The organism is Cyanobium sp. ULC082, assembly GCF_977927535.1.
Window position 1 is genome coordinate 1,415,461 of the sequence record NZ_OZ376397.1, and the last position, 23,519, is coordinate 1,438,979.

Below are 23,519 nucleotides of genomic sequence, written 5' to 3' on the forward strand. Positions count from 1 at the left end.
CCTCCAGGCTCTACAGGTGACAGCAGGTGTTGGCTATCAGCTCGTCGGGATTCGTGATAGCCGCATACAAGCTCAAAGGAAGGTTCACGGAATCCTGATCAGGAAACAGCAAGCTCTGGATTGCACAATACGGTATTACTCTAGGCAAAAATCAGATACTCGAAGCCATCGTGGAGGTGAACGTCTAGTATCTAGGAAAAGCATGCCAGATCAAAGTTATGTAAGTCAGCGGGTTCTCTGGGGAGACAACTCACCGGACAGTGTGGGCTACTCGAGTACACTTTCACCAAGCCACAGAACCACTCATCCACGGCAGAACCAACAAAGCCTGCGACTCCTGTGAGCAGAATGGTCTTAATTTATCCTTGTTGAACACCCTGAGAAAATCCTGACTAAACAATGATTTAAACGTAATCTGCATCACCAAAAATATATCAAAGCTTCAGAATGCTGTCAATAGAATAGTGTCAGAATGCTCGTATTAGCTGATCAGAAGCAGAGTTGTAGGCTTAAGTTTTGGGTCTCCATAGATAAATGAGCAAGGCCCTGGCGGAACATGGCAGCGTTCAGCTCAATACCACAGATGTTAATGCAACCTGCACAACTAAAACTGACAAAGCAACCAAATAAGTTTTGGAATCAGCCTCTATAGCAATGGAGTTTAGTTTGAAGGTTACACTAACTTATGAAAACCAAAATGGCCAGCTTCAAGCTCTCGGTAGGAGCCAATGGCAGCGATGCGTCCCATCTCAAGCAAGATAATCCTGTCACAGTTTCGCACAGTGGTAAGGCGATGAGCTATCAGGATTACCGTTAAACGGCGATCCAACTCTTCGATCGCCTTCATCACCTCCGCTTCGGTTCGGTTGTCAAGAGCACTGGTCGCTTCATCGAGTACAAGCAGATCGGACTGCTTGTAAAGAGCCCTGGCGATACCGATCCTTTGGCGCTGGCCTCCACTGAGCCGGACACCCCGCTCCCCCACAAAGGCGCTATATCCCTCGGGGTTAGATGTGATCACCTCGGCGATGCGAGCTTGCTCTGCAGCTTCTCGAACACGCTGATGATTGATCTGATCCTCTGGGACTCCAAACGCAATATTCGCTGCAAAGCTGGCGTCGCTCAAGTAAATCTGTTGAGGCACATGTGAAACCCGCGACCTCCACGACGCCGCCAAGCCAGGTGTATTATGGAGATTCTCACCATTGACCAAAATTGTTCCCTTGGTAGGAGCCAACAGACCAAGGATCAGGTCGCAGCATGTACTTTTCCCACTTCCAGTGGTTCCTACAAATGCAAGCCTCTCACCCTTGGTCAGGTTCAAATCCAAATCTCTGATAACCCAGGGACGGTCTGAACTGTAACGGTAACTAATTTTCTGAAGCTGAAACAGAGTACTGTTAGTTGATGGTAAGCAACCTGAAGGCAATCTAGTACTCGTAGAAGTTGCAGGTTCAATGCCAGTAGGTTGTTTGACAGATGCCAAGAATGGTTCAATCCTTCTCAGTGATGCCTGGTTGGCCTGCAAGTTGCCCACCGCTGTAAAACATTGCTGGAGAGGAGTGAGCAATCGGTAGGCTCCTAGGGACAACGTTCCCAACAGTGGAAGCTGCTGCTCGACACCCTCACCGGAGAGTGCCAACAGCAAAGAAAGAGCCACAATGATCAGAAGCGAAAAGCCCTCAATAAGGTATCGGGGCACTTGGGCCTTGATGTTGATTGAGCCCCCCGCCAAACGATAGTTTAGGAAGCGGCTACGGTATGCATCAAGAAAGAAACCCTGCGTTTGATCGAGTAGAACATCGCGTATGCCGCCCAAACCCTCTTGGGTCACCTTCAAGAAAGCCTGATAATTGATCGCTCGTCTCTGACCATCCAATCTGAGACTAGCTTTGGTGAAGCGGAAGACAAGAAGATAGAAACCTGCTAGCAACACTGAAACCACCAGCATCACAGTAGGGGAAAGAGCTATCAACGAGCTGGCTAAAAGCACCACGATCGATAGGTTTACCACAAGAATAAGTAGTGACTGAATTGAGGCACAAACCTGATCAATATCAGTCGTAAGATAGCTTAGAATTGAGCTACTGTTTTGTTGAATATGCCAGGAATAGGGGCGCATGAGCACAGAGGCAAAAACCCGCTCTCCTAGATCAGCGACGATCAACACTCCCAGCCTCACTTGCAGAATGGTTGTGAACAGTCTCAGACATATACTTACCACCACCACTACCATAAAGCCCAGTCCTAAGACGAGCAGGAGCTGGTCGCTTGGCATTGAGCTCAATGGGAATGACAATGGACCCAAGATCTCCAACCCATCTTGGGGATTCGCCAAGAGTCTAAGGAACGGCAAAAGTGCACCAATGTTAGCCACTTCACCCACAGCTGCCAGCAAGCTAAAGACCTGGAGCACCAATAACTGACGACGGCGGCGGGGGCTCAAGCAATTCCATATTGGATGCAAGGCCTTAGGAATAATGGGTTTAGAAAGTTTCATTTAGGCCACATTAGTGCACAGCAGAATGGGGAGCAACTGAGGCGAGAATGCTACATCAACTCAAGAGGAATGTTCACTCATTGCAATTATTTTATCAAACCTTGCAGCTCCAATTCACAGTCAATTTAAATCCAAGAGTCAAGAATGTCAGAGCGATGCAACTTCAGCTTAGCTATAACAGAATACACACAATCCATGCAAGGCTACCACGGACAATACTTACGTTTTCAATGACATTAAATCGATTCACAATGGAATGGTAGCTAGAGACAAAGCTAACTGACAGACTGTCATTACAACCGCAGCCTTCCGGAAGGAACCAGATTACTGCTTACATACTTAGCACTATGTCTTGTACTAAGAGTGGCAAGATTGTGGCCTTGTCCTGTGGAGGGCAATACAAAAGTCATCAAGGATACTCAGTGGGGCTGCACCGATGCAGTTGACAGTGCTTAGGTGTGTAGTCCCACCAGGTTGTTCAGCTGACAAGGGGGTGTGAGGTCGCCAGGGTCGGAGTGTCACCACCGTCCTAAGATCTCACACACCATGAATAGCCACCCACTGGCCCGACTGACACCCATCAGTCGGGAACGGCTCATCCGCTGGCATCTCGATCAGGGCGTGCCGCTCAAGACCCTTGCAGCGCAAGCGGGGTACTGCTTCGCAGAAGCCTGACGGCTACAGCCTGCGCACGGCCTGCAAGTGGCTGGCGCGTTTCCGTGATGGCGGCGTAGCTGCACTGGCGGATCGAGTGTTCGCCGCAACCAGCGGCGGACGCTCGATCCGCAGCGACTGCAGGAGGCCGTGGATCTACGACACCAGCGGCTGCACGCTCCGTCGTATCGCCAGTGCCCTCTGTGCGCGGCTTGCCACCTTTGGCCGGCTCATGAAGGGCCTGGGTCTGGGACGACTGAAGAAAACCTTGACCCCAAACCTCCCGTTCGTCGCTACCAGTGGGAGCGGCCGGGCGACATGATCCATGTCGACACCTAGCCGCAGGCTTCTCCTCAGGAGTGACAGTTGGCTAGATTTGAGCGTGTAGGCCACCGGATTACTGGTGACCGCCGTCAAGGCTCCACACTGGGTGCCGGCTACGAGAAGGTGCACGTCGCGATCGACGACGCCACCCGCCTGACCTACGTCGAGGTACTCGCAGAAGAGCAGAAGGCGACGACCGTTGGCTTCCTGGCCCGTGCCATCGGCTGGTTTTCTGAGCAGGGGATCACCTGTCGGCGGATCCTCTCGCAAAACGGCCCCTCCTACCGCTCCGGTGACTGGCGAAAAGCCTGCCGCGCCTCGGATCTCAAGCCCATCCGCACCAAGCCCTACACGCAACAGACCAATGGGAAAGCGGAACGGTTCATCTAGCCGCAGGCTTCTGCGCAGCAGTGGACTCTCCTGGCGGAATGGGCCTACGTGATCGCCTACCAGACCTCAGACGAACGCAACAACTGGCTACCCCACTATCTCGGGATCTATAACGGCAGCAGGTGCCACATGGCTCTCAGTGCCTCACGCTTCAGCAGTGCCTTCAGAGGCTGCTGGTCGCTGAATGACCTGGTGAGAAAACACACTTAGGGAATCGCGGTGGTGCGTGTATAGACAGCGATGGATGGCTGCTCGTGTCGGTCGAGCAGAGATAGCACATCGTTGAGTGACGCCGCACACAGCTGGAATACCTGCTGATCTGGATGGTCAGGAGGGTTTGCAGTTGCTGGTTGAACACAGATGTTCGGCGTCGGCATGTAGCTCCAATTCATGGTTGGTGGTGGAGACGAAGCTCTCCACAATGGCGTTATCCCAGAAGTAGCCCATAGCAGACATCCTGAGAGAAACATTGTGAAGAAGCCGCGCGACACGCATGGCTACCCATCTTGCGACCGACATCACGCAGCTCCAGATGGATCCTTAGAGCGCCCTAGAAGAGAAGGTGCTCTTGGAACACCGCCTTGATCAGATTGGTGAGCTCAGCATCCTCAACAGGCCGCTGGCCAAGTGCCTTATGCCGTAGGCACCAGGCCAAATAGTCACTGCAGGCAACACCCAACTGACGGCAAAGCCTGGCAGTAGAATAACGGCAGAACAGAGACTCAATCAGGCGCAACAGCTCGGCAACGGCTGCCCTGCTGCTTCTCTTGGGGTTGACTTCGCCTATGCAGAAGCCCGATTGGCCAAGGGAAGTGCGCTCCCGCCAGCCTGACCAAATCCTTCTCCATCCAGAGCTTCCGTTTGTCCTGGCGCAGCCGGACCCGTTCAGCGCCTTCCTCGCTGGTGAGCTGGCCCTGACTGATCAGGAGGACCGAAATCACCCCGATCAGTGCGGGCTTGTCTGAACCACTTGGCCAGGGTGCTGATGGAAATGCCGTGACGCTGGACCACAGGCGTGCAGTTGAGGCCCTCATTCAGCGAGAACTCAATGGCCTCTTGCTTCTGCTGCGAAGCGAGGCTTCATCAATCCTTAGCTTGGTTGCTCAACGATGGACAGCCTGGGGTTATGGCGTGACTCGAAACGGCTTGTACACGAAACCAGGTAAACCCATAAGATCAGTGAGTCTTGCAGGGACCGACAGACTGCGAAAACAACCGCATATCCATTGGAAAGATGAAAGTTTGACTCATTGCGCACCCAGCGCTGAAGGCCAAGATAAAAAATGCTCATGGTCTCCTCATTTGCGAACATGAGGTTAAATCTCCCTGATAAAGCGGGTTGATCAAGAGTTTTTCTAGACTACTAAAAATTAAATATCCCATCACTGACTGAAAAACAAAACAACCGAACACTTCAATAAGGATTGGGCAATTGACTCGTTCAACTCAGAGCGTAGGGTTACTATGCCCAAATTGATCAAGTAAAAGCCGAACCATCAAAGCTCAAGGACTGGAGCTTTGCTCACAATCTCATGAACCAAGGTTAGCTTACACCACATTGATTTGAATGCCCCAATGTCAGGAAAAGAAATCCTGGCCTTGTCCCATGACTAATTGTTGGAGAGCTTCCAACTGCCCTGGCAATGGGTTGGTTCCAGGATGGACCTGCATCAGATAGTCAAGCGCCTGCTCTCTGCTGAGATGTCGATCATGCATGAGCCATGCCAGGCACACTAAAGGAGAGCGTTCCATCGCAGCCACACAATGGACGAAAACAGATCCGTGGGTCCGAAGTCCAGCCAGCAAATGGAGTGCAGAAGCTAGTTCTTCAGGCTGAACCATGTGTGTGCTGCGGTGGTCAGGGAGCACCAGCCGCTCCCAGGCAAACCGGTCCTGAATGCCAGAGGGCAAAGGAGCTTCATCTTCTGATGACAAGCTGAGTACAGCCTTAACCCCTTCGGCTTCAAGACGTACCAAATGACGTTCGGCCCTTGGAGCAGGACCAACTGCAAGGCAGTCTCTGAGAACCCAACTGATTCTGAACATTAATTATTCAGAATACGGAACAAAGCACCTATGCTCACTAGGCCAGTAAGGGGCTGGGTTACAGCGCCGAGTGCATCAGAGGCCACAGCAAAACCACTACGGTTAACAATAACTGTATCACCATTTCTTAATGGTGGATTTTTGGCGTTAGAAGCACCCTGACTCAGATCCAAGCCGAACACTTCACGGGTAGCTGTCCCGTTGCGGTTGATACGGATAAGCTCTATCCTACTCTGACTAGCACGCCATGATTCCACCCCTCCAGCCGCCAGCACGGCCTGCATCAAAGGAGTGTTGGCACCTAGCTGAATACGTCCGGGCTTCTTCACCTCACCGACCACATTGACTGTAATCTCCTGTGGCGAAAGATTAACGGCTGCCAGTTCGATCGACTCTTCCACGGGTTGATCAGCTTTTTCGATTCGGAGCGTGTCCCCATCGAATAGGAAAGGGTTTTGAAGCTGATCGCCAGCCTGAACTAGAGCCAACAGATCAAGACGCGTCCGTTTGAAGCTGGGTGATTCACCAGGAAGACGTCGCTGAAGGATCACCACACGTAAGTCAGCATTCAAGGTGATTCCACCTGCTTTCTGGATCACATCTACCACCGTGGGCAATCCGCTGATAATGACACCAGGACCTCCCTCGGAAACAACTTGACTCACCTCACTGGTTGTCAGGGAATACACACCAGGTCGCTGCACCTCCCCCACCACCGCCACCCGGATCGGCCGAGGTCGCACTACACGCAGAAGCAGATCTGGCCTCTTCATCTGCTGACGGAAAAGGGTGGTAAGCCAGAAACTCGCCTGAGAAAGGGTAAGTCCAGTGAGTCGCACGCTTCCAATCAGTGGCAGTGTGGCGGTTCCGTCACTGAGCACTTCAAAAGGGCCCGAAAAATCCAATGCGTCATACAATTTTAGATCGAGTCCATCTCCAGCGCCAATAATGTATTCATCGCCCTGGGGAGCAGGTGTTTGGCTAGGGGATAACTGCGTTGAGGGATTTGATTCTGTCTTGCGTGGCAATGCTTCTAGAGCTGTAGCAGCATGAACGAAAAGAATCTGGTTCACCATCCCAAGACAAAATATTAAAATCATGCTATGGAACGACCGTAATTTCATGATGTTTCAGATTTTCCCAACAATTTGAGGAGTGCACTGTAAAACGGGTTTCATTTTTTGCGTTAATGGCGTACGATGCCTTTATGCTAGACCACAATCATCTTGTCTAATCAGATCCCTAAGCCAGTTTCCATGCCGGATCAAAACGGGAATCACTTGATCAATACTGGTGTTGAGTCTGATTCCAATGGTTTGCAGTTCGTGCCCATTGAAAGGTCGAGTTTAAGCTCCGAGCCTAAGGGACGGGATCTGTCCGATCTACTGTTTGCAGTCAGACGGAGAAAGCGGCTTGTTCTTTTGACGACTGGAGCCATTCTGGCTGTCACAATTGCGCTTACAATTTATCAACGCCGTTTTACCCCGGTTTTTCAGGGTTCGTTTGATTTGTTGATCAGCGATCCCATTTCGGACGGCAATGAAAATAGAAACTCAGATCCTACCAGTACCATTTTCAATCAACTGGCACTGAATTCAACCAGCGCAGACATCCCTACCCTGATAGAAGTCCTTAGGAGCTCCGCTCTCCTTGAGCCAATCGCCAAGCAATTTGGAATCACAGCAGATAATCTCTCAGGAAACATCGCAATTGCCTCCGGTGGAAGCCGACTGAGCGAAGCACGTGGCGTCTTAAAGATAAGCCTCAACGGGAAGGATCCTGCGATAACCAAAAAGTTACTTGAGGCTATCAGCAATACTTACCTACAGTATTCACTTGTCCAACGGCAACAGCGGCTTACCGAAGGATTACTCTTTTTAGACCGACAGGCTCCCGATTTACAGAATAAGACAAATCAGCTACAGGCTCAGCTTGCTCGTTTTCGCGAATCTAATAACCTTCTACAGCCAACTGAGGAAGGGATTGCCCTTAAAACACAGCTTGCCTCGCTTGAGAATCAGCGGGCCGAACTAAAAGCCGATTATTCAAGGTTGCTATCTGTGCGAACCTCTATCGAGAATGGAACCCTCAAAGCCCAAGGTTTTCAGGAAGCCATCGGCACATCAAACACAGGAACCGCTGGTGGTTTATCCACCCAAGGCCAAGGCCTATCAATCGCCGGTGCCGGTCAGGCTATCCTTGAGCAGCTAACCAAGGTGGAAAAGGAACTGGCAGAAGCTCAAGCTAGATTCACCCCATCATCCACAATCGTCCAAGGCCTACGGGCACGCCGAAATGGCATGATTCCGCTTCTTCGCAGCAACCAACTTGAAGCAGTGTCTTCGGCTCTCAACCTTAATGCCAACCGTCTTGAATCTCTTGATCGCCAAGTAGCGCGGCTCAATGCCATCTTCCAGCGTCAGCCGGCTTTAATAAAAGAATTTGAGGATATTCAGCAGCGGCTCACAATTGCTCAAGCCAACCAAGCTGGATTCATTAAAGCCAGGGAAGACCTCCAACTTGAGCTTGCACAGCGCAGCGTCCCTTGGAGTGTAATTTCTATGCCACAGGTCTCCCTTGTTCCCGTGGAGCCCTCGATCAGACGAAACATGGCTTTGGGCCTCTTGCTCGGCCTGTCAGGAGGAATCGCAGCCGGCCTGATCCGCGACCGCTTCGACCATGTTTTCCACAAACCTAGCGAGGTGCGCGACGACCTCAACCAGCCCCTGCTTGGCAATATTCCCCATGTGTCCTTCTTTCGTGGAGTTCGGGAAGACCGCCGCTTCCTGTTGGCCGAGCTGGATCAGAGCGTTTCACCCGACAACACAGCGGTGCCAGAGGAGAAGCGCAAAGCCATCGGTTACCAGCGATTCTTCTACCAGGAAGCCTTTCGCAACCTATACACCAGCTTGCGCTTTCTCAACAGTGAACGGCCCCTCCGCTCGATCTCGATCACCAGCTCCCAGCCCAACGAAGGCAAGAGCCTGGTGAACATTCTGTTAGCCAAAACCCTTTCAGAAATGGGGCAACGAGTGCTGATTGTGGATGCCGACTTACGCAAACCCCAGCTGCACCAACGGCTTGGCCTCGACAACCTGATCGGCCTCTCCAACCTGCTCAGCGGCGATGCCGACCGCTGGCAAGATGCTATTCAGCCTGTTCCCGGTTATGCCAACTGGTTTGCCCTCACCAGTGGCAGGCGTCCCCCCGACCCCGCTCGCCTGCTTGGCTCTTCGCGGATGGCGGATTTCGTGCGACAGGTGGCTGAATCCGGACAGTTCGACCTGATTCTCTACGACACACCCACAGTGCTCGGCCTTGCCGATGCCCTGCTGGTCGCTGAACAACTCGATGGCATGGTGCTGCTCGTCAGCCTTGCCCGCGTCGATCGAGCCCTGCCCCACGAATCGATCGAGCGCATCCGCTCGGCCGGTGCTCCCCTGCTCGGCATCCTCACCAATGCGATCAAAGAGGAAAAGCAACGCGACAATGCCTACGGCTACGGTCGCTATGGAAAGGGTTACGGCTACGGAGCTTATGACTACCGCACTGCTTACGCCTACTACGGAACCGACGACACAACCCCGTCAACGACTCAGAGTGACAAAACGCTTGAGGAAGGGGCTGTCAAGCCAAGGCGAGAGGGTTGGGGCCGCAAGCTGATGGGCTGGCTCGATCGGTGAATTCCTTGCAACCTCCTCGCCACCTCCTGCTGATCAGCGGGGCCACTTGCACTGTGATGTCCGCCCTGATTGCTTCAGTGGCCCAGGCTCAACCGATCCAGACAGAAGCAACCACCCCAAGCCGGCCGCTCTGGGAGCTTGTCACCCCGTCCGCGCCTGTCGAACCTACAGCCGCTCCGGATCCAGACAGCACTCCAATGCTCCAGCCCGCCAGACCGCTGGTCTGGACCTCTGCAGACGAAGGCCCTGCCTCCAGCTCCAGCGGGCGGCAACTGGAATGGGTGGCGGTGGAGCCAGGCGACACCGATCCTCTCACCCCTTTCAGCTACGCCCTCGCCACCATCGCCTCCGATTCCACCACCCGGCTGGCGGTTGAAACGATTGAGCCCGACAACACTCCGAAAACAGCGGAAGAGGCCCTGGCTTTTGCCCGCAGCCTGCCACCCCCGGCAGCCAGTTATCTGCCCCTGCTCCGGCTTGGCCTGGCTGTGCCCACCGCCAACCAGCTGGAATCGGAGGGCCTGCAGATTGCTTATGGGCTCATCACTCCCGCAGCCGGTGGGGGCATCGACCTCCCAGGCACCGGCAACCAGAATTACTACGTTCGCGGTGATATGGGCCTGACCCAGCGGCTGCAGATCTCCGGGTTCTACAGCGTCGCAGACGATCCTCTGTTTGCCCCGATCAGCAACAAGCCGATCCGTCCCGCCAACCGCTGGGAGGTGTTTGGTGCTGCATCCCAGTGGCAACTGAGCAAAGGCGAGCATTGGGCCATGGCGATCACCGCTTCCCTCGAGCAGTTCACGGTGGGCAGCGGCGGCTCCGACTTCGGCCGGGGCACCAATGCCTTCAGGTCCTCGGTTTCATCCAACATCTTCAACGACAGCAACAAGCGGGTTGAAACCGACAACATCGTCGGCTCGATCGGCCTTCCGATCAGCTGGCAGGTCAGCCGCACCCTGCAACTGAGCTTCACCCCCGGGGCCAGTTTTCTGCCGGCCAGCCAGGGGGCCGGCCAGGGTGGAGCCGGCACCTTCTTCGGCAGCTCGATCACCCTGGCGGCCGGGCTGAGCTGGCGACCCTCGCCCCAGCTGAACCTGTTTGCCTCCGGCCTTGTCCCCTTCGGGCCAGGCACCAACAGTTTCGATCGCAATCTCGATTTCTACCGGGTCCCGATCTACACAGCCGGGCTGAACTACGCCCTCAATCCGCGCATCAGCCTCGAAGGTGCGATCACTAATGGCTTCGGTGGCAGCCCCGCCACCGCTTTGCTGGCCTTGCCCAGCCAGGAACAACTGCTCTACACCGGCCGCTTCGTCTACTCGATCCAGGCGGAAGATTCACCGCCGATCGCCCTGAGCCGCCGCCAGCGCAGTCTGGCCATCGGTGGCGTAACGGTGAACACCGCCGTTCTCCCCCCTGAAGGCTCTGTGCAGATCTCAGCGAATGCTGACAATCTGGGCAACCTGTTCGGCTTTGTCGGCTATTCGGCCTCCAACGATTTCCAGCTCCAGCTCTGGGGCGGCGGGGTGTTCAACGGCATTGATCCCGTTACCCCCCTGAGTGACCAATTCGCTTCCGATGATGGCCTCAACCAGCGCTTCGGCGGCAAGGCCGTGCTGTTCAGCCAGCTGCGCGGTGCCCCGTTCTCCGGTGGTGGCCGCATCACCGTGGGACGCAACGAAGACCCGGCCAGCCTGCAGGGCTACCTGTTCTTCGAAACAATGGGCACCTGGGAGGTGACCCCCTGGCTGGCCCTGAACTCCAATCCCAAAGTGGCCTGGAACGGCACCAGCACCGCCTATGGCCTGGGCCTGAGTGCCAATGTGCAGCTGGGGCGCTGGTTTCAATTCATTCCAGAACTGAACCTGGTGGCAGACGAAGACTCCGACTCAGCCGGCACCAATGGCACAGCCGCCCTGCGCTGGATTCCCAGCGACTCCGCCATGGTCGACGTTTACGTGAGCAACGCCGCCGGTCTGCTCGACATCGGTCAGCTGCTCGGCAACAGCCAGGTGCGGGTGGGTGGACGGCTCACCCTGTTGTTCTGAAGCCGTTGCAGAGTGCTGCCGAAGCTGCTCTGGAGAGCGGGATGACCTGGCTCGTCAGGTGTGGGCTGAGGCCATCTGCTCAGCGAGTGCGCCACTGAGACTCTCGATCGTGGTGTACTGATAAAGCAACGTGGGGTTGATTGTGCAGCCAAGCCACTCCTCCAAGTCGCCCGTCAAACCGATCGCCAGAGAAGAATCCACCCCCAGTTCATCAAATTGAAGCGCAGGATCGATCGTGTCCGCAGGAACCTGAAACAGATCAGCAAGGTAATCAATCACCCAGCCGCTGATATCCTCTGCTGTGATCTCAGTGTTCATAACAAGTTGCGATAGGAGAATGTTTTGCATCCACATTGCAAAACTTAGCATCAGCGGGTGCCAGCATCCCTGCACTCCGCAGACCATTCATTCATTCAGCGCCTATCCCTGGTTGGGGCCAACCACGCACCACCGCCAGACTTCCGGCCAGAAACTCCATGCGGCAATGATCTCGCCTCACCTTTCCACTCGTTGTTCGGGGGATCGTGGCGGGCTTGATCAGCACCACCGCATCAAGGCGAACCCCATGCACGGAGAGCACACTTGTGCGGATTGCCTCGATGCAATCGCTGGGGCTGATCGACCTGAGCGCCATTCGCTCCACTTCCTGAACCATGATCACCTGCTCACGCCCCTCTCTCTCCAGGGAAAAGGCAGCCCCACCACCAGCCTGCAGGCCGTCAGCACAGTGCTCAACGGTCAGCTCGATCTCGTGGGGGTAATGGGTTTTGCCATGGAGAATGATGATGTCCTTGATACGACCGGTGACGAACAGGTTGTTCTCCTGGATGAAACCCAGATCTCCTGTTCTCAGAAACGGTCCCACTTCTGAATCAGCCAATCGGGCTGCAAAGATCTGGCCTGTTTCCTGCGGGCGGTTTCTATAACCGTTGGCCACACTCTTTCCCTTAACCCAGATCTCACCCACGCGATCAGCTGAGCATCGAACTCGAGTCACCGGATCAACGATCAGAACCTGGTGATCCAACCCCTCCCGGCCACAACCCACAATGCCGATGCTCTGATCCGAAGGCACATCGCAGCCCACTACCTGGTTCTCCATCAGCCCCTCTCGGCTGACCTGTTTCACAACGACCGGCTGGCGAACCTGGCTGCCCGTGACGAACAGCGTTGCTTCCGCCAGGCCATAGCAGGGATAAAACGCGTCCCGATTGAATCCGCAGCTTGAAAATGTGTCAGCAAAGCGTTGAATCGTCGCCGAACGAACAGTTTCTGCACCGATGAAGGCAAGCGTCCAGGAGCTCAGATCCAGTTGATCACGCTGGGCCGCTCCAATCTTCTGAACACAAAGGTCGTAGGCGAAGGTGGGTCCACCACTGGTGGTTGCCTGGTAATGACTGATGGCCTGGAGCCAGCGCAGCGGTCGTTGGATGAAGTGAAAGGGAGACATCAGAATGCAGGGTCTGCCGATGTACAGCCCTTGCAACAGATTGCCGATCAATCCCATGTCATGAAAATGGGGAAGCCAGCCAATCCCAATCGTGGTTCGATCATGTCGAAAGGCCTTTCGGATCAGCTCTTCATTGCTGAGAACATTGGCGTGAGAAACCACAACCCCCCTAGGGGCATTGGTGGTGCCGGAGGTGTATTGGAAAAAAGCGGCGGAATTGACGGCAGGATCCGCCGGATGCCAGTCAGGAGAAGGCTCCACACTGATTTGATCGGTGGCCAGCAGGCGCAGTGACTGCGCCCAGTCGTGCTTGCTGGGGTCCTTGTGGAGTGCTTCAAGAATATCGGAACTGGTCAGAACCAGGCGGGTGCCGGCATCGCTGAGGATGGCCGTGAGGCCACCCAGCCGCTTCAGGCCCGGGGGGGTCTGAACCGGGATCGCCACCAGGCCCGCAAACAGGCAGCCGAAAAAAGCTTCGATGAACCCCAGACCTGGGTGATACAGCAAGCCAACCGCTTCGGAATGAACCTCCAGGCCCTGCAGCGAGGCGCCGATTCGTCTGGCTTGCCGCTCAAGCTGGAGGTAAGTGATCGCCTCCTCCTGGCGCTCGCCATCGCGCAGAAACACATAGGCCACCCCCTCCGGCTGGCTGCGCGCCCTGTAGCACAGGAGATCCACCAGGGTGCTGCAGGCCTGCTCCGGCCGGTCTCCGCCGGAGGCAGCAGACGACCAGGGCCAGCAGGCATCGGGCGCCACGATCACAGCCGCCGCAGCTTCACCTGCACGCCATTCACGGAGCGCAAGGTTAAACGCGCCACCAGATCGGGGCGGTGGCCGGGGTCCGGCAGGATCTCGTAGCGGCGCACCAGTTCAGCCAGCACCAGCAACGCCTCCTGCAGGGCAAAGGCCGCGCCGGGGCATTTCCGGGGCCCCAGACCGAACGGCAGGAAGGCCTCCCTGGCCAGGCGACGCTCCTCCACGCTGGCCTCCTCCGCCAGAAAACGCTCGGGGCGGAACTGATGCGGATCGCTCCAGTTCTGCTCGTGACGCTGAATCACCCAGGGGGAGATGGTCAGCAGGGAACCCACCGGACAGTGCTGATCCAGCAGGGTGGTGGGCTGGAGGGCTTCGCGCATCAAAAAGCTGATCGGGGGGTAGAGCCGCAGGGTTTCATTGAACAGCGCCGTTCCGTAGGGCAACTGCCTCAGGGCCTCAAAGCCCAGGGGCCCCTCCTGGCCCGCAAGGGCTGCGACCACCTCCTGCCGGAAGCGCTCTTGGGCGTCCGGGACGTGGGCCAGGAGATAAACCGCCATGGCCAGGGCACTGGCCGAAGTTTCATGGCCCGCCAAAAACAGAACGCACACCTGATCGAGCAATTCCTCGAGGCTGAAGGATGAGCCGGTGAGCGGATCGCGGGCCTCGATCAGGGCCTGAAGCAGATCCTGGCCATGCGGTGCCTGGTCTGTGGTGGAAGCCGCGAGGCGTGCTTCGATCGCCGCCCGGATCCAGGCCCGGATCCGGCCGGCATGGGTGGCCAGGTAGCGGTTGAGCAGGCCCTGGGGTACCCGCAACAGGCGCAGCATCACCGCCCGGCCGGCCCGGCGCTGGTAGTTGGCGAAGTCGCCGAAGAGCATCGCCGCCTCCGGGCCGGCCAGGGGACACGACAGGATCGTTCGCACGATCACATCGGCCGCCACCAGTGTCATCTCGGCATCGATCGCCACGCTGCGGCCATCGGCGAGGGGGTCGAGGCGAGCGATCAGATCGCTGGTGGCCCCCTCCATCTGTGGAAAAACCCGCTGCAACTGGGCCACCTGGAAGGCCTGATCCACCAGCCGCCTCTGCCGTTCCCACTCCTTTCCGTTAACTGAGAAGATCCCCCGGCCGATCAAGGGCTGCAGCACCCACAGTGTGAACGGATGCTTCGGGAACTGCTCAACTTGGTCCACCATCAGCAGCCGCACCGCCGCCGGCAGATTGACCAGGAACAGGTGGAAACCGAAGAAACGAACCCCACCGATCGGAATCTGGAAATCCCAGCGGTTCAGCAGGCCCAGCCAGGAATGGAGACCACGCAACAGACGAAACAGGTAATTCGGCGTGGAAGGCCCCGGCCGGGGATGAACCGGCTCAAATCCGAAAGGGCAAGCCATCAGGGCATCGGGTTGCTCGCCTGCGCCGGGCTCTCCACCGGCTGAAGCACGAGTTCCAGGTAATCAAAGCCACTGCTGCGCTCTGGCTCCCGGGTAGCAAGGTATTCAAAATGGAGACCCAACTGACCCTTGATGACCTGCCAGAGGGAGGTGAGACCCTGGCGATCGGCAAGGGAAATCAACTCGACCTCTGGATAGGGGGAACTGGGCACTGTCAGACCACAGGTGAGGTAAAGATCGACCCCACGCCCGGAAATGAAGTCATCGATGGAGCTCACATCCCGCCAAGGAAGCCGCACACCGTTGAGCAACTCAACGAGATCCCTGCGAAAAGACAATGCCCGCGGTTGAATGGCCAGCAAACTAAGATTCTGGCCAAGACTGAGCATGCTCAACCGGGATGCAATGGGAGCAAATCCAGGCTGTCGGCGCAACTCTGCCGCCAACATTGCCATCACAAATGTTCCATTACTGTGGCTGACAAGCATTATTTCTACCGATGGCTCAGAAGCTTCAAGCTGAAGAATTTCCATCACGAGCTTACTCAATCGAGGCCTCAGTTCACCTTGGTCATCCACTGCGAGTCGATGGATGAAAGCCATCGACCGAAAAAACCAAAGAATCCCAATTCGATCTGCAAGCAGCCAGGCTTGCCAAAGAATCACCATGCTGAAAGCTGAGGCCAATCCCAAAGATATTGGCTTCAGCCATGCAAGATAAACTGTTGCATAAAAAGCCAGCGAGCCGAGCAGGCCCGCCAGAAAAAAGGCACATGCAAAAAACAGGAGAGGAAACAAGAAGCAGATGATGCCTGGCAAGGATCCTCGAGCGATCCGCCATAACACTCCTTGCATCAGCTGATCGCCATACACAACCAAGCCAGTTCCGAGGAGACGAAGGGGATTTCGCTCCCAACTCTGACGAACAATGTCATCCCAATGCAAAAAACAGTAGTCAACATCACAGCCAGCCTGGTTGCTGGGATCGGCCTCATTGACTCGCCAGCGACTCAGAAAGGATAGGGCATCCTTTCGGCGAGAGCCCACGGAAAGTGCCCGCCCGGTCAAATCTGAAAATCGCTTCAGCTGCTGGGAGAACAAACCATGATAATAAGAAGCCCCACGTGGATCAAAGCCGCTGATGTAATAGACTCTTCTTTCAACCATTGTTTTCTCGCCAGCGGCCCCCTTCACCTCTCCCACCCTATGTTCCTCCAATCCAACCGTTGCTTCGGGATAATCTTAGCGGCAACATCAGCATGCTCTTCTCTTGCCGTTGCTGCTCCAGCTTCCCAACCCATGCTGATGGGGAGCAAAGGCTCATACACCGTTTCCATAGTAGCAACGACGACACCAGAGAAAGCCTGGCGTATTCTCACCAGTTACGAGGACGCCGCCCTTAAAATGCCTGATATCAAGCAGTCCAAGCTGATCAGTCGCCAGGGAAACAAACTTGAGGTGGCTCAAACCTATCAGGCCCCCTACACCTTTGGGTTGCGCATCAAGGCCAGGCTGGCCGTCACGGAAACTCCACCTCGGCAGATGAGCTACCGGCTGATCAGCGGCGATCGCATCCGCAGCCTCCAGGGCAACTGGACCCTCACGCCTGTGAAGGGGGGCGTGCTGGTGAAGCACCAGATCAGGATCGATCCCGATCTGCCTGCTGTGTTGCGTCCCCTCTATTTTGAACTCAGCGAAACCAACCTCAGGCAATCGATGCAGATTCTGCGCAGCCTGATGGAGAAGGGGTGATCTTTCCTGGCAGGGGTTGCACCTATTCACCCCGCAATTGTCGCACCAGATCGTCAACGGGCAGCGCTGCAACCTCTTCAAGCTTCTGATCCCAGGCGAGGTTGGAAGCCACAGTCTCCAAGGGCTCAGGCACAGCAGGCTGTGGCGATGACTCCGTCAGGAAAAGCACCTCCATCAGGAAATGATTCACCAGGTCATCCACCGTGGGTTTCTCGAAGACCAGCGATTCAGACAGGGAAACACCAAGATTCTTCTCCAGCAGCACATTGAATTCAAGCGCCATCAGCGAATCGAGCCCCATGTTGAAGAGTGGCTCGGAGGCATCGATCTGCTCCGCTTCCGCCAGGCCCAGCACCTTGGCCAACTGCTCCTGGACAAACCTTCTCAGCACGGCCTGGCGCTCGATCGCAGGGGTGGCCTGAAGCACGGCCAGAAGGGCGGGTGGGCCCGCGTCGCCAGGCGATGACGCCCCTGGCGCGCCACCGGCAAGAAGGTTGGCGAGCAGGGCCCGCTGTCCCCGGGGAGCCTGGCGGAGCAGACGCTCCCAGTTGATGTTCAGCACCGCCACGCTGCCACGGCTGCTCCTGTTCAACAGGCGTTCCAAGGCCAGCAGACAGGCCGCCGGAGGCAGCAGAGCGACACCCAGGGTCCTGAGCCTCTGGCGATCCCGCCCGGCCATCGCCGCCGCCATGCCCTCCCCCTGCCACGGACCCCACTGGATCGACAGACGGTGGCCCCGCGCCGCCCGGCAGGCCGCATCGAGGGCACCGTTGGCGGCTGCGTAGCTGCTCTGGCCCGGGGAGCCCAACAGCGAGGCCATCGAGGAAAAGGCCACACCGAAGTCGAGCGGCTGCGAAGCCAGGGCCGCCTCGATGGCGTTCCAGCCACCGTGCTTCACCGCCAGAGCCTCCGCCAGACGCGCCGGGGTCTGGCGATCGATCAGGCCGTCATCGAGCCGGCCGGCCGCATGGAAGAAGCCCCGCACCGGCCGCTCCAGCCCGTTGAGGCCCAGCCGCAATCGATCGGCGGCATCGGCCGCCATCAGATCAACCGCCAGGCAATGCAGGCGCACCCCCCGGCGCTCCAGGCTCTCCATCAGGGCCCGGGCAGGCGGTGGGGGATCGGCCAGGGAACGGGACACCAGCACCAGCTCCTTAGCCCCCTGATCGGCAAGCCAGGGCAGCAACTGCCGACCGATCCCCCCCAGGGCGCCACTGACCAGGTAAGCCCCATCGCCATCAACCCTCAAGGCCGGCGGTCGGGGGGGCTGGCTGATCACCACCTTGCCGGTGTGGCGGGCCTGGGCCATCAACCGGAAGGCCTCGACGCTGCGCTCGTTCGGGAAGACGGTGACCGGCAGCGGGGTGAGCTGGCCGTTACCCAGCTGCTCGATCAACTGCAGCAGAAGCCCCCGGATCAGCCCAGGTGAGGCCGCCGCCACCTCCAGCAGATCGAAGGGCAGGTAGCGGGCATCGGGACGCCGATCCCGAGCCTGCTGGCGGCTCCAGGTCTCGATCTTGCCGAGTTCGATGAAGCGCCCCCCCCTCGCCAGGGCACGGAAGCCGGCCTCCACTCCGTCGCCCTTGAGGCTGTTGAGCACCACGTCGACGCCCCGGCCGCCGGTGTGCTCCAGAACCTGCTCGGCGAAGGCGAGGCTGCGGGAGTCGAACACCGCAGCCACTCCCTGGGCCAGAAGTTGCTCCTGCTTGGCGGCGCTGGCCGTGGCCAGGATTCGGGCCCCGCAACGGCGCGCCACCTGCAATGCCGCCTGGCCCACGCCACCGGCTGCCGCATGGATCAGCACCGTTTCACCGGGCTGCAGGCCAGCCAGATCCACCAGCCCATAGTGAGCGGTGAGGAAGGCAGTGGTCACACTGGCGCCCACTTCCGGGGTCATCGCCGCCGGTAGCGGCACCACCAGTTCGGCACGGCAGCACACATGGCTGGCCAGGCTGCCCACGGCCAGGGCCGCCACCACCGTCTGGCCGATCAGTTCACGGGCAACCCCCTCACCGCAGGCCACCACCTGGCCGACGCACTCACCCCCGAAAGGCACCCGGGCTTCCTCATCGAGCCCGAGCTGACGGCTGTAGGTCCGCAGCAGGCCAAGGGCATTGAGCACATCACGGAAGTTGAGGCCGGTGGCCGCCACGGCCAACAGCACCTCACCCGGTGCTGGCTCCTGGGCAGCCACGGGCTCCGCCCAGAGGGTTTCGAGGCTGCCGAACGAAGCAATCGCCCAGCGGAACCGATCAGCAGGGAGGGGCATCAGGCGCTCAACCCGGGCGGCGCCGTCCTGCCAGAGGATCGCCGCCTCCCGCTCCGCCAGCTCCCAGAGCAGCGGCCAGTCAGCGGGGCCCGGCGCCAGGGCCCGATCCTCCGGCAGCCGCAGCCGGCTCCAGCCGAGCTGCGGCTGCTCCAGGGCTGCGGTTTTGCTGAAGGCTTCCAGGGCGCCCTGGGCCGGACCCTCCCCCTCCAGCACCACCATCATCCGGCGGGGCTGGGGGGTGCGGCTGGAAGCGCTGCCGAGTTGCTGGGCGATCACCAGCAGACCCTCCAGCGCCTCCTGCACTGAGAGGGTGCGCAGATCCGGCCAGAACAGCACCGGGCCCGGACCTGGCACCGTCTCGCCCAGATCAAGCCGGCCGGCCTCACCACCCTGCTGAGCTGTCCAGGCCTGGAAGCCGGCGGCCTGCTCCCCAACGGCTCCCACCAGCCAGGGCGCCTGGGGCGAGCGGAGCGGCAGCGGCTGGAGTGTTGGTTGCTGTGGCTCCGGCGCCAAACTGGTCCAGACGCTCTGATAGAGCCAGTCGGCAGGACTCTCGCCCCCGCTGCCTGCCTCCTCCGGCAGGGGAAACAGCCAATCGAGCGCCTGCCGGGGCAGCCGGCGCAGACGGAAGCCAGCGATCCAGCCGATCACGGCCTCCGCTCCTGCCAGGCTCGGATCGAGCAGCAGCAGATCGGCTTCCACGAAGGCCGCCTCGTCGTTGGCGACCAGTTGCACCTGGACCTGCAAACGATCCGGCAGCGGCAACCGGGCCAGCCAGAGGCGATCAAAGCCGACCGGCAGGAAGACCTGGCCGGCCGCAGCGGCAGGATCCAGCGTGGCCGCCACCACCTGGAGGCAGGCATCAAGCAGGGCCCAGTCTCTGGCGCCAGGCGGGCGGACCAGCTCGGCCCAGGCCTGGCCCAGCTCCTGCCGGAGCCCGACCACCCCTCGGAAGCTGGGGCCATACACCAATCCGATCCGCTCGAGAGCTGCGTAGAAGCCGGACAGATCCACGGCCGCGGCCGTGGCGGGGCAGGCGCAGGGCTCGAAGGGCGCCGGATCCGGATCGCCTGACCCAGGCAGCAGGCCTCCGCCATGGAAGCTCCAGCGGCGCTCCGCTTCGACGGGCCCGGGGCCGGAGTCGGCCTGCTCCAGGCTGTGAAACTCAAAGGTCCGGCTGGACGGACCCTCGCTGATCACCAGCTGCAACCGCAGCGGGGAATGACGCAGCTTGAGACTTCGCTCCAGCTCCATCCCCTTGATGGCCAGGGGGACGCCCTCCTCCTGGAGCTGCTGCAACACAACGATCAGGAAGCCGGTGGCCGGGAACACCACCTGGCGGCGCAGGGCGTGATCTGCCAGATCGGCCGGCTGATCCGCCCGGAGCACGGTCTCGAAGCGCTGCTCCCGGCCACCGGGGAGATCGAGCCGCCGCATCTGCCCATCGTCAGACAAAGAAGGGGTGGAGCGGGCCGCCACCTCCCCCGGAGACGCCAGAAGCTGATCCAGCCAGAGGCTGGCCGCTTCCTTGGTCTGGCCGTAGACGGGCCACCAGAACCGCTGCCGCTGGAACGGGTAACCGGGCAGATCCACCCAATGGTGAGGGAAAGGCCGGTGAAAACCGATCCAGTCGACCCGGTGGCCCTGAAGGTGCAGCTGGGCAAGGCTGGACAACATGACCCGGACATCCTCAAGACCGGGCCGCAGGCTGGGCAACCAGGTCAGGGCCGGGTCCGGCAGACATTGCCGCCCCATGCCGGTGAGGGTGGGTCGGGCGCCGATCTCCAGGAAGGTCTGGGCACCCTGGGCCGCGAGGCAATCCATCCCCCGGGCGAACTTGACCGGACGGATCAGGTGATCGCACCAGTAGGAGGGATGGGCGATCTCCTCACCGGCCAGACGGCCGGTGAGATTACTGACCAGGGGCTGGCGGGGAGGGTGGAAGCGAAGCTGGGCAAGCTCCTTGGCGAACGCGTCGAGCATCGGGGCCATGGCCGGCGAATGGAAGGCATGGCTCACCGCCAGACGGTGAACCGCCAGCCCCTGGGCCTGGGCCTGGAGTTCAAGCCGATCCAGGGCCTTCAGCGGCCCGGAGAGCACCGTGTTGGCGGGCCCGTTGCTGGCAGCCACGGTGAGCTCGGGGTGCTGCTGCAGCAACCGGTCCAGCTGGTCGGCCGTGGCCAACAGGGCCAGCATGCCGCCACCGGCGGGAAGCTCCTGCATCAGGCGCCCCCGCGCCACCACCAGCCGGATGGCGTCTTCCAGGCTGAACACCCCAGCCAGATGGGCGGCCACCACTTCGCCGACGCTGTGGCCCATCAGCAGATCGGGGCGGACTCCCCAGCTCTGCCAGAGCTGGGCGAGGGCATAGCCCACCACGAACAGGGCCGGCTGGGTGTAACGGGTCTGGTTCAGGGCGGAGGCGGCCGCCTCTTCCAGGCCAGCCGCCGGGTAAAGCACCCTGGCCAGGGGCTGGGGCAACAGCGGGTCGAGCAGGTGGGTGCAGGCTTCGAACGCCGCCCGGAAGACGGGATGGTGACGGAGCAGCCCCTCGGCCATGCCCAGGGTCTGGGATCCCTGGCCGGTGAACAGGAAGGCGAGCTTGCCGGGACGCCGGGCGGCCTGGCCCCAGCTGATCCCCTGGGGCTCCTCGCCGGCAGCGAAGCCAGCGAGCTGCAGCAGCAGAGCGGCATGATCCGGGGCCAGGCAGACGAGTCGACGCGACAGCTGGCTGCGCCGCTGGTTGGCCGTGGCGCAGAGATCAACCAGGGGAAGACCGGGCTGGTCCCGCAGCAGGCTGGCCAGGTCGCCTGCTTTCTGCCGTAGGGCCACATCGGAGTGGGCCGAGAGGCAGAGCAACTGGAGCGGCAGGGGCCTGGGGGGGCGGGGTCGCGAACTCGCCGCGGCAGGTTCCGGCGGCTCGCCGAGCACGACATGGGCATTGGTGCCGCCGAAACCGAAGGAGCTGACCCCCACCACGGCCGGCCGATCCGCCTGCGGGAATGGCTCCAGCGAAGTCTGGACCTGCAGCTTCAGCCCGCTGAAATCGATGTCGGGGTTGGGGTTGCGGCAATGGAGGCTGGCCGGAAGCTGGCGGTGATGGACGCAGAGAGCGGCCTTGATCAGCCCGGTGATGCCGGCAACGGTTTCGCCGTGGCCGAGGTTGCTCTTCACCGAGCCCACCCGGCAGGGCTGGTCGTGAGGCCTGCCTTCCCCGAGCACCGTGCCGAGGGCCTGCAACTCCACCGGATCGCCCTGGCGCGTTCCGGTTCCATGGGCCTCGACGTATTGGGCGGCGGCCGGATCGATCCCAGCCCGGGCAAAGGCCTGGCGCACGCAGATCACCTGGGACTGCAGGTTGGGCGCCACCATGCCGTTGCTGCGGCCATCGGAATTGACTGCCGTGCCCTGGATGAGCGCATAGATCGCATCCCCATTGGCCAGGGCCGCTGACAGGGGCTTGAGCAGCACCACTCCAGCGCCCTCGGAGCGGACGTAGCCATCGGCACTGGCATCGAAACTCTTGCAGCGGCCATCGGCGGAGAGCAGCCCGGCCTTGCAGAAGCCCATCTGGCTGCCAGGGCTGATCAGGGCCTGAACACCTCCGGCCAGGGCTGCCACCGCCTCGCCCCTCCAGAGGCTCTCACAGGCGAGATGGACAGCCACCAGTGACGAGGAACAGGCCGTGTCCACCGAGAAACTCGGACCCTTGAAATCGAAGAAATAGGAAAGACGGTTGGCCGCGATCGAGCTGGTGTTCCCCGGCAGCACGAAGGGCTCGTTGTCGGGAACGGCGTAGTTCTCGGTGGAACTCCACAGAACGTTGATGTAATCCGCCGAGGAGATCCCGATGAACACTCCCACCGCCTGGCCACGCACGGCTTCCACCGGCTGCCCCCCATCTTCCAGGGCGCGCCAGGCCACCTCCAGCAGGAGCCGTTGCTGCGGATCCATGCAGATCGCCTCCCGGGGTGAGATCCCGAAGAAGGCGGCATCGAACTGGTCGATGGCCTCGATGAAGCCCCCGTGCCGCACGTGCTGGTGCAGCGGGCGCTGTGGATCGGGATCGAAATGGCGCGCCAGATCCCAGCGATCCGATGGCACTTCCCGGATCACATCACGGCCCTGGATCAGCAGTTGCCAGAAGTCGGCGGGGGAATCCACCTCCCCCGGCAGGCGACAGCCGATGCCCACGATCGCGATCGGCTCCGGTGGGCGAGGGACGTGGGGCTCAGGATTGCTCAAGGA

The 23,519-nt window shown here is 59.4% G+C and carries 13 protein-coding genes and 1 pseudogene; 5 read left to right on the top strand and 9 right to left on the bottom strand.

The genetic code is table 11. The features are described from left to right. Positions 1-673: 673 nt before the first annotated feature. Positions 674-2,446, bottom strand: a complete 1,773-nt coding sequence (locus ACXMDY_RS07565; RefSeq protein ID WP_457767534.1) for an ABC transporter ATP-binding protein — start codon at positions 2,444-2,446, stop codon at positions 674-676. A 691-nt stretch (positions 2,447-3,137) separates the two neighbouring features. On the opposite strand from ACXMDY_RS07565, the gene ACXMDY_RS07570 reads away from it, so the two are divergent. Both ACXMDY_RS07570 and ACXMDY_RS07575 read left to right on the top strand, forming a co-directional pair. Further along, a complete protein-coding gene (locus ACXMDY_RS07570; protein ID WP_457767535.1) occupies positions 3,138-3,476 on the top strand; it encodes a leucine zipper domain-containing protein in 339 nt (112 codons plus the stop codon). A 125-nt stretch (positions 3,477-3,601) separates the two neighbouring features. Next, positions 3,602-3,868, top strand: a complete 267-nt coding sequence (locus tag ACXMDY_RS07575) for a DDE-type integrase/transposase/recombinase (protein ID WP_457767536.1) — start codon at positions 3,602-3,604, stop codon at positions 3,866-3,868. An 885-nt stretch (positions 3,869-4,753) separates the two neighbouring features. On the opposite strand, the pseudogene ACXMDY_RS07580 reads toward ACXMDY_RS07575, so the two are convergent. From ACXMDY_RS07580 to ACXMDY_RS07590, 3 genes and pseudogenes are all read right to left on the bottom strand, one after another. Next, positions 4,754-4,924: pseudogene (locus ACXMDY_RS07580) on the bottom strand (hypothetical protein); the annotation flags it as partial. 522 nt (positions 4,925-5,446) lie between these two features. Beyond that, positions 5,447-5,845 carry a protein-tyrosine phosphatase family protein gene (locus ACXMDY_RS07585; RefSeq protein WP_457767537.1) on the bottom strand — a complete coding sequence of 133 codons (399 nt, stop codon included), beginning with the start codon at positions 5,843-5,845 and terminating at the stop codon, positions 5,447-5,449. 68 nt (positions 5,846-5,913) lie between these two features. Then, positions 5,914-7,038 carry an SLBB domain-containing protein gene (locus ACXMDY_RS07590; RefSeq protein WP_457767538.1) on the bottom strand — a complete coding sequence of 375 codons (1,125 nt, stop codon included), beginning with the start codon at positions 7,036-7,038 and terminating at the stop codon, positions 5,914-5,916. A 132-nt stretch (positions 7,039-7,170) separates the two neighbouring features. Between ACXMDY_RS07590 and ACXMDY_RS07595 the strand changes: the two genes are divergently transcribed. Continuing rightward, positions 7,171-9,597, top strand: a complete 2,427-nt coding sequence (locus ACXMDY_RS07595; protein ID WP_457767539.1) for a GumC family protein — start codon at positions 7,171-7,173, stop codon at positions 9,595-9,597. 197 nt (positions 9,598-9,794) lie between these two features. Beyond that, positions 9,795-11,648: a hypothetical protein gene (locus ACXMDY_RS07600; RefSeq protein ID WP_457767540.1), complete on the top strand. Its 1,854-nt coding sequence runs from the start codon at positions 9,795-9,797 to the stop codon at positions 11,646-11,648. Between the two features lie 54 nt (positions 11,649-11,702). Here ACXMDY_RS07600 and ACXMDY_RS07605 read toward each other — a convergent pair whose 3' ends face one another. From ACXMDY_RS07605 to ACXMDY_RS07620, 4 genes are read right to left on the bottom strand one after another with little or no spacing between them, the layout of a single operon-like run. Beyond that, positions 11,703-12,053, bottom strand: coding sequence for an acyl carrier protein (locus ACXMDY_RS07605; protein WP_457767541.1), 351 nt, complete (start codon positions 12,051-12,053; stop codon positions 11,703-11,705). Positions 12,054-12,057: 4 nt separating this feature from the next. Further along, positions 12,058-13,854 (bottom strand): fatty acyl-AMP ligase, encoded by a 1,797-nt coding sequence (locus ACXMDY_RS07610; protein WP_457767542.1) that lies wholly within the window; start codon positions 13,852-13,854, stop codon positions 12,058-12,060. Positions 13,855-13,856: 2 nt separating this feature from the next. Next, a complete protein-coding gene (locus ACXMDY_RS07615) occupies positions 13,857-15,251 on the bottom strand; it encodes a cytochrome P450 (protein ID WP_457767543.1) in 1,395 nt (464 codons plus the stop codon). After that, positions 15,251-16,453, bottom strand: a complete 1,203-nt coding sequence (locus ACXMDY_RS07620; protein WP_457767544.1) for a hypothetical protein — start codon at positions 16,451-16,453, stop codon at positions 15,251-15,253. The genes ACXMDY_RS07615 and ACXMDY_RS07620 overlap by 1 nt, the downstream gene beginning before the upstream one ends. Before the next feature lie 102 nt (positions 16,454-16,555). On the opposite strand from ACXMDY_RS07620, the gene ACXMDY_RS07625 reads away from it, so the two are divergent. Continuing rightward, positions 16,556-17,002: an SRPBCC family protein gene (locus ACXMDY_RS07625; RefSeq protein WP_457767584.1), complete on the top strand. Its 447-nt coding sequence runs from the start codon at positions 16,556-16,558 to the stop codon at positions 17,000-17,002. Between the two features lie 22 nt (positions 17,003-17,024). Here ACXMDY_RS07625 and ACXMDY_RS07630 read toward each other — a convergent pair whose 3' ends face one another. Beyond that, positions 17,025-23,516, bottom strand: a complete 6,492-nt coding sequence (locus tag ACXMDY_RS07630; protein ID WP_457767545.1) for a type I polyketide synthase — start codon at positions 23,514-23,516, stop codon at positions 17,025-17,027. Positions 23,517-23,519: the final 3 nt, after the last annotated feature.

Coding starts and splice junctions, on each gene's coding strand:
- ACXMDY_RS07605 (WP_457767541.1), bottom strand. CDS start 12,053: ATGGTCTGCGGAGTGCAGGGATGCTGGCACCCGCTGATGCTAAGTTTT.
- ACXMDY_RS07615 (WP_457767543.1), bottom strand. CDS start 15,251: ATGGCTTGCCCTTTCGGATTTGAGCCGGTTCATCCCCGGCCGGGGCCT.
- ACXMDY_RS07600 (WP_457767540.1), top strand. CDS start 9,795: ATGCTCCAGCCCGCCAGACCGCTGGTCTGGACCTCTGCAGACGAAGGC.
- ACXMDY_RS07595 (WP_457767539.1), top strand. CDS start 7,171: ATGCCGGATCAAAACGGGAATCACTTGATCAATACTGGTGTTGAGTCT.
- ACXMDY_RS07590 (WP_457767538.1), bottom strand. CDS start 7,038: ATGAAATTACGGTCGTTCCATAGCATGATTTTAATATTTTGTCTTGGG.
- ACXMDY_RS07625 (WP_457767584.1), top strand. CDS start 16,556: ATGGGGAGCAAAGGCTCATACACCGTTTCCATAGTAGCAACGACGACA.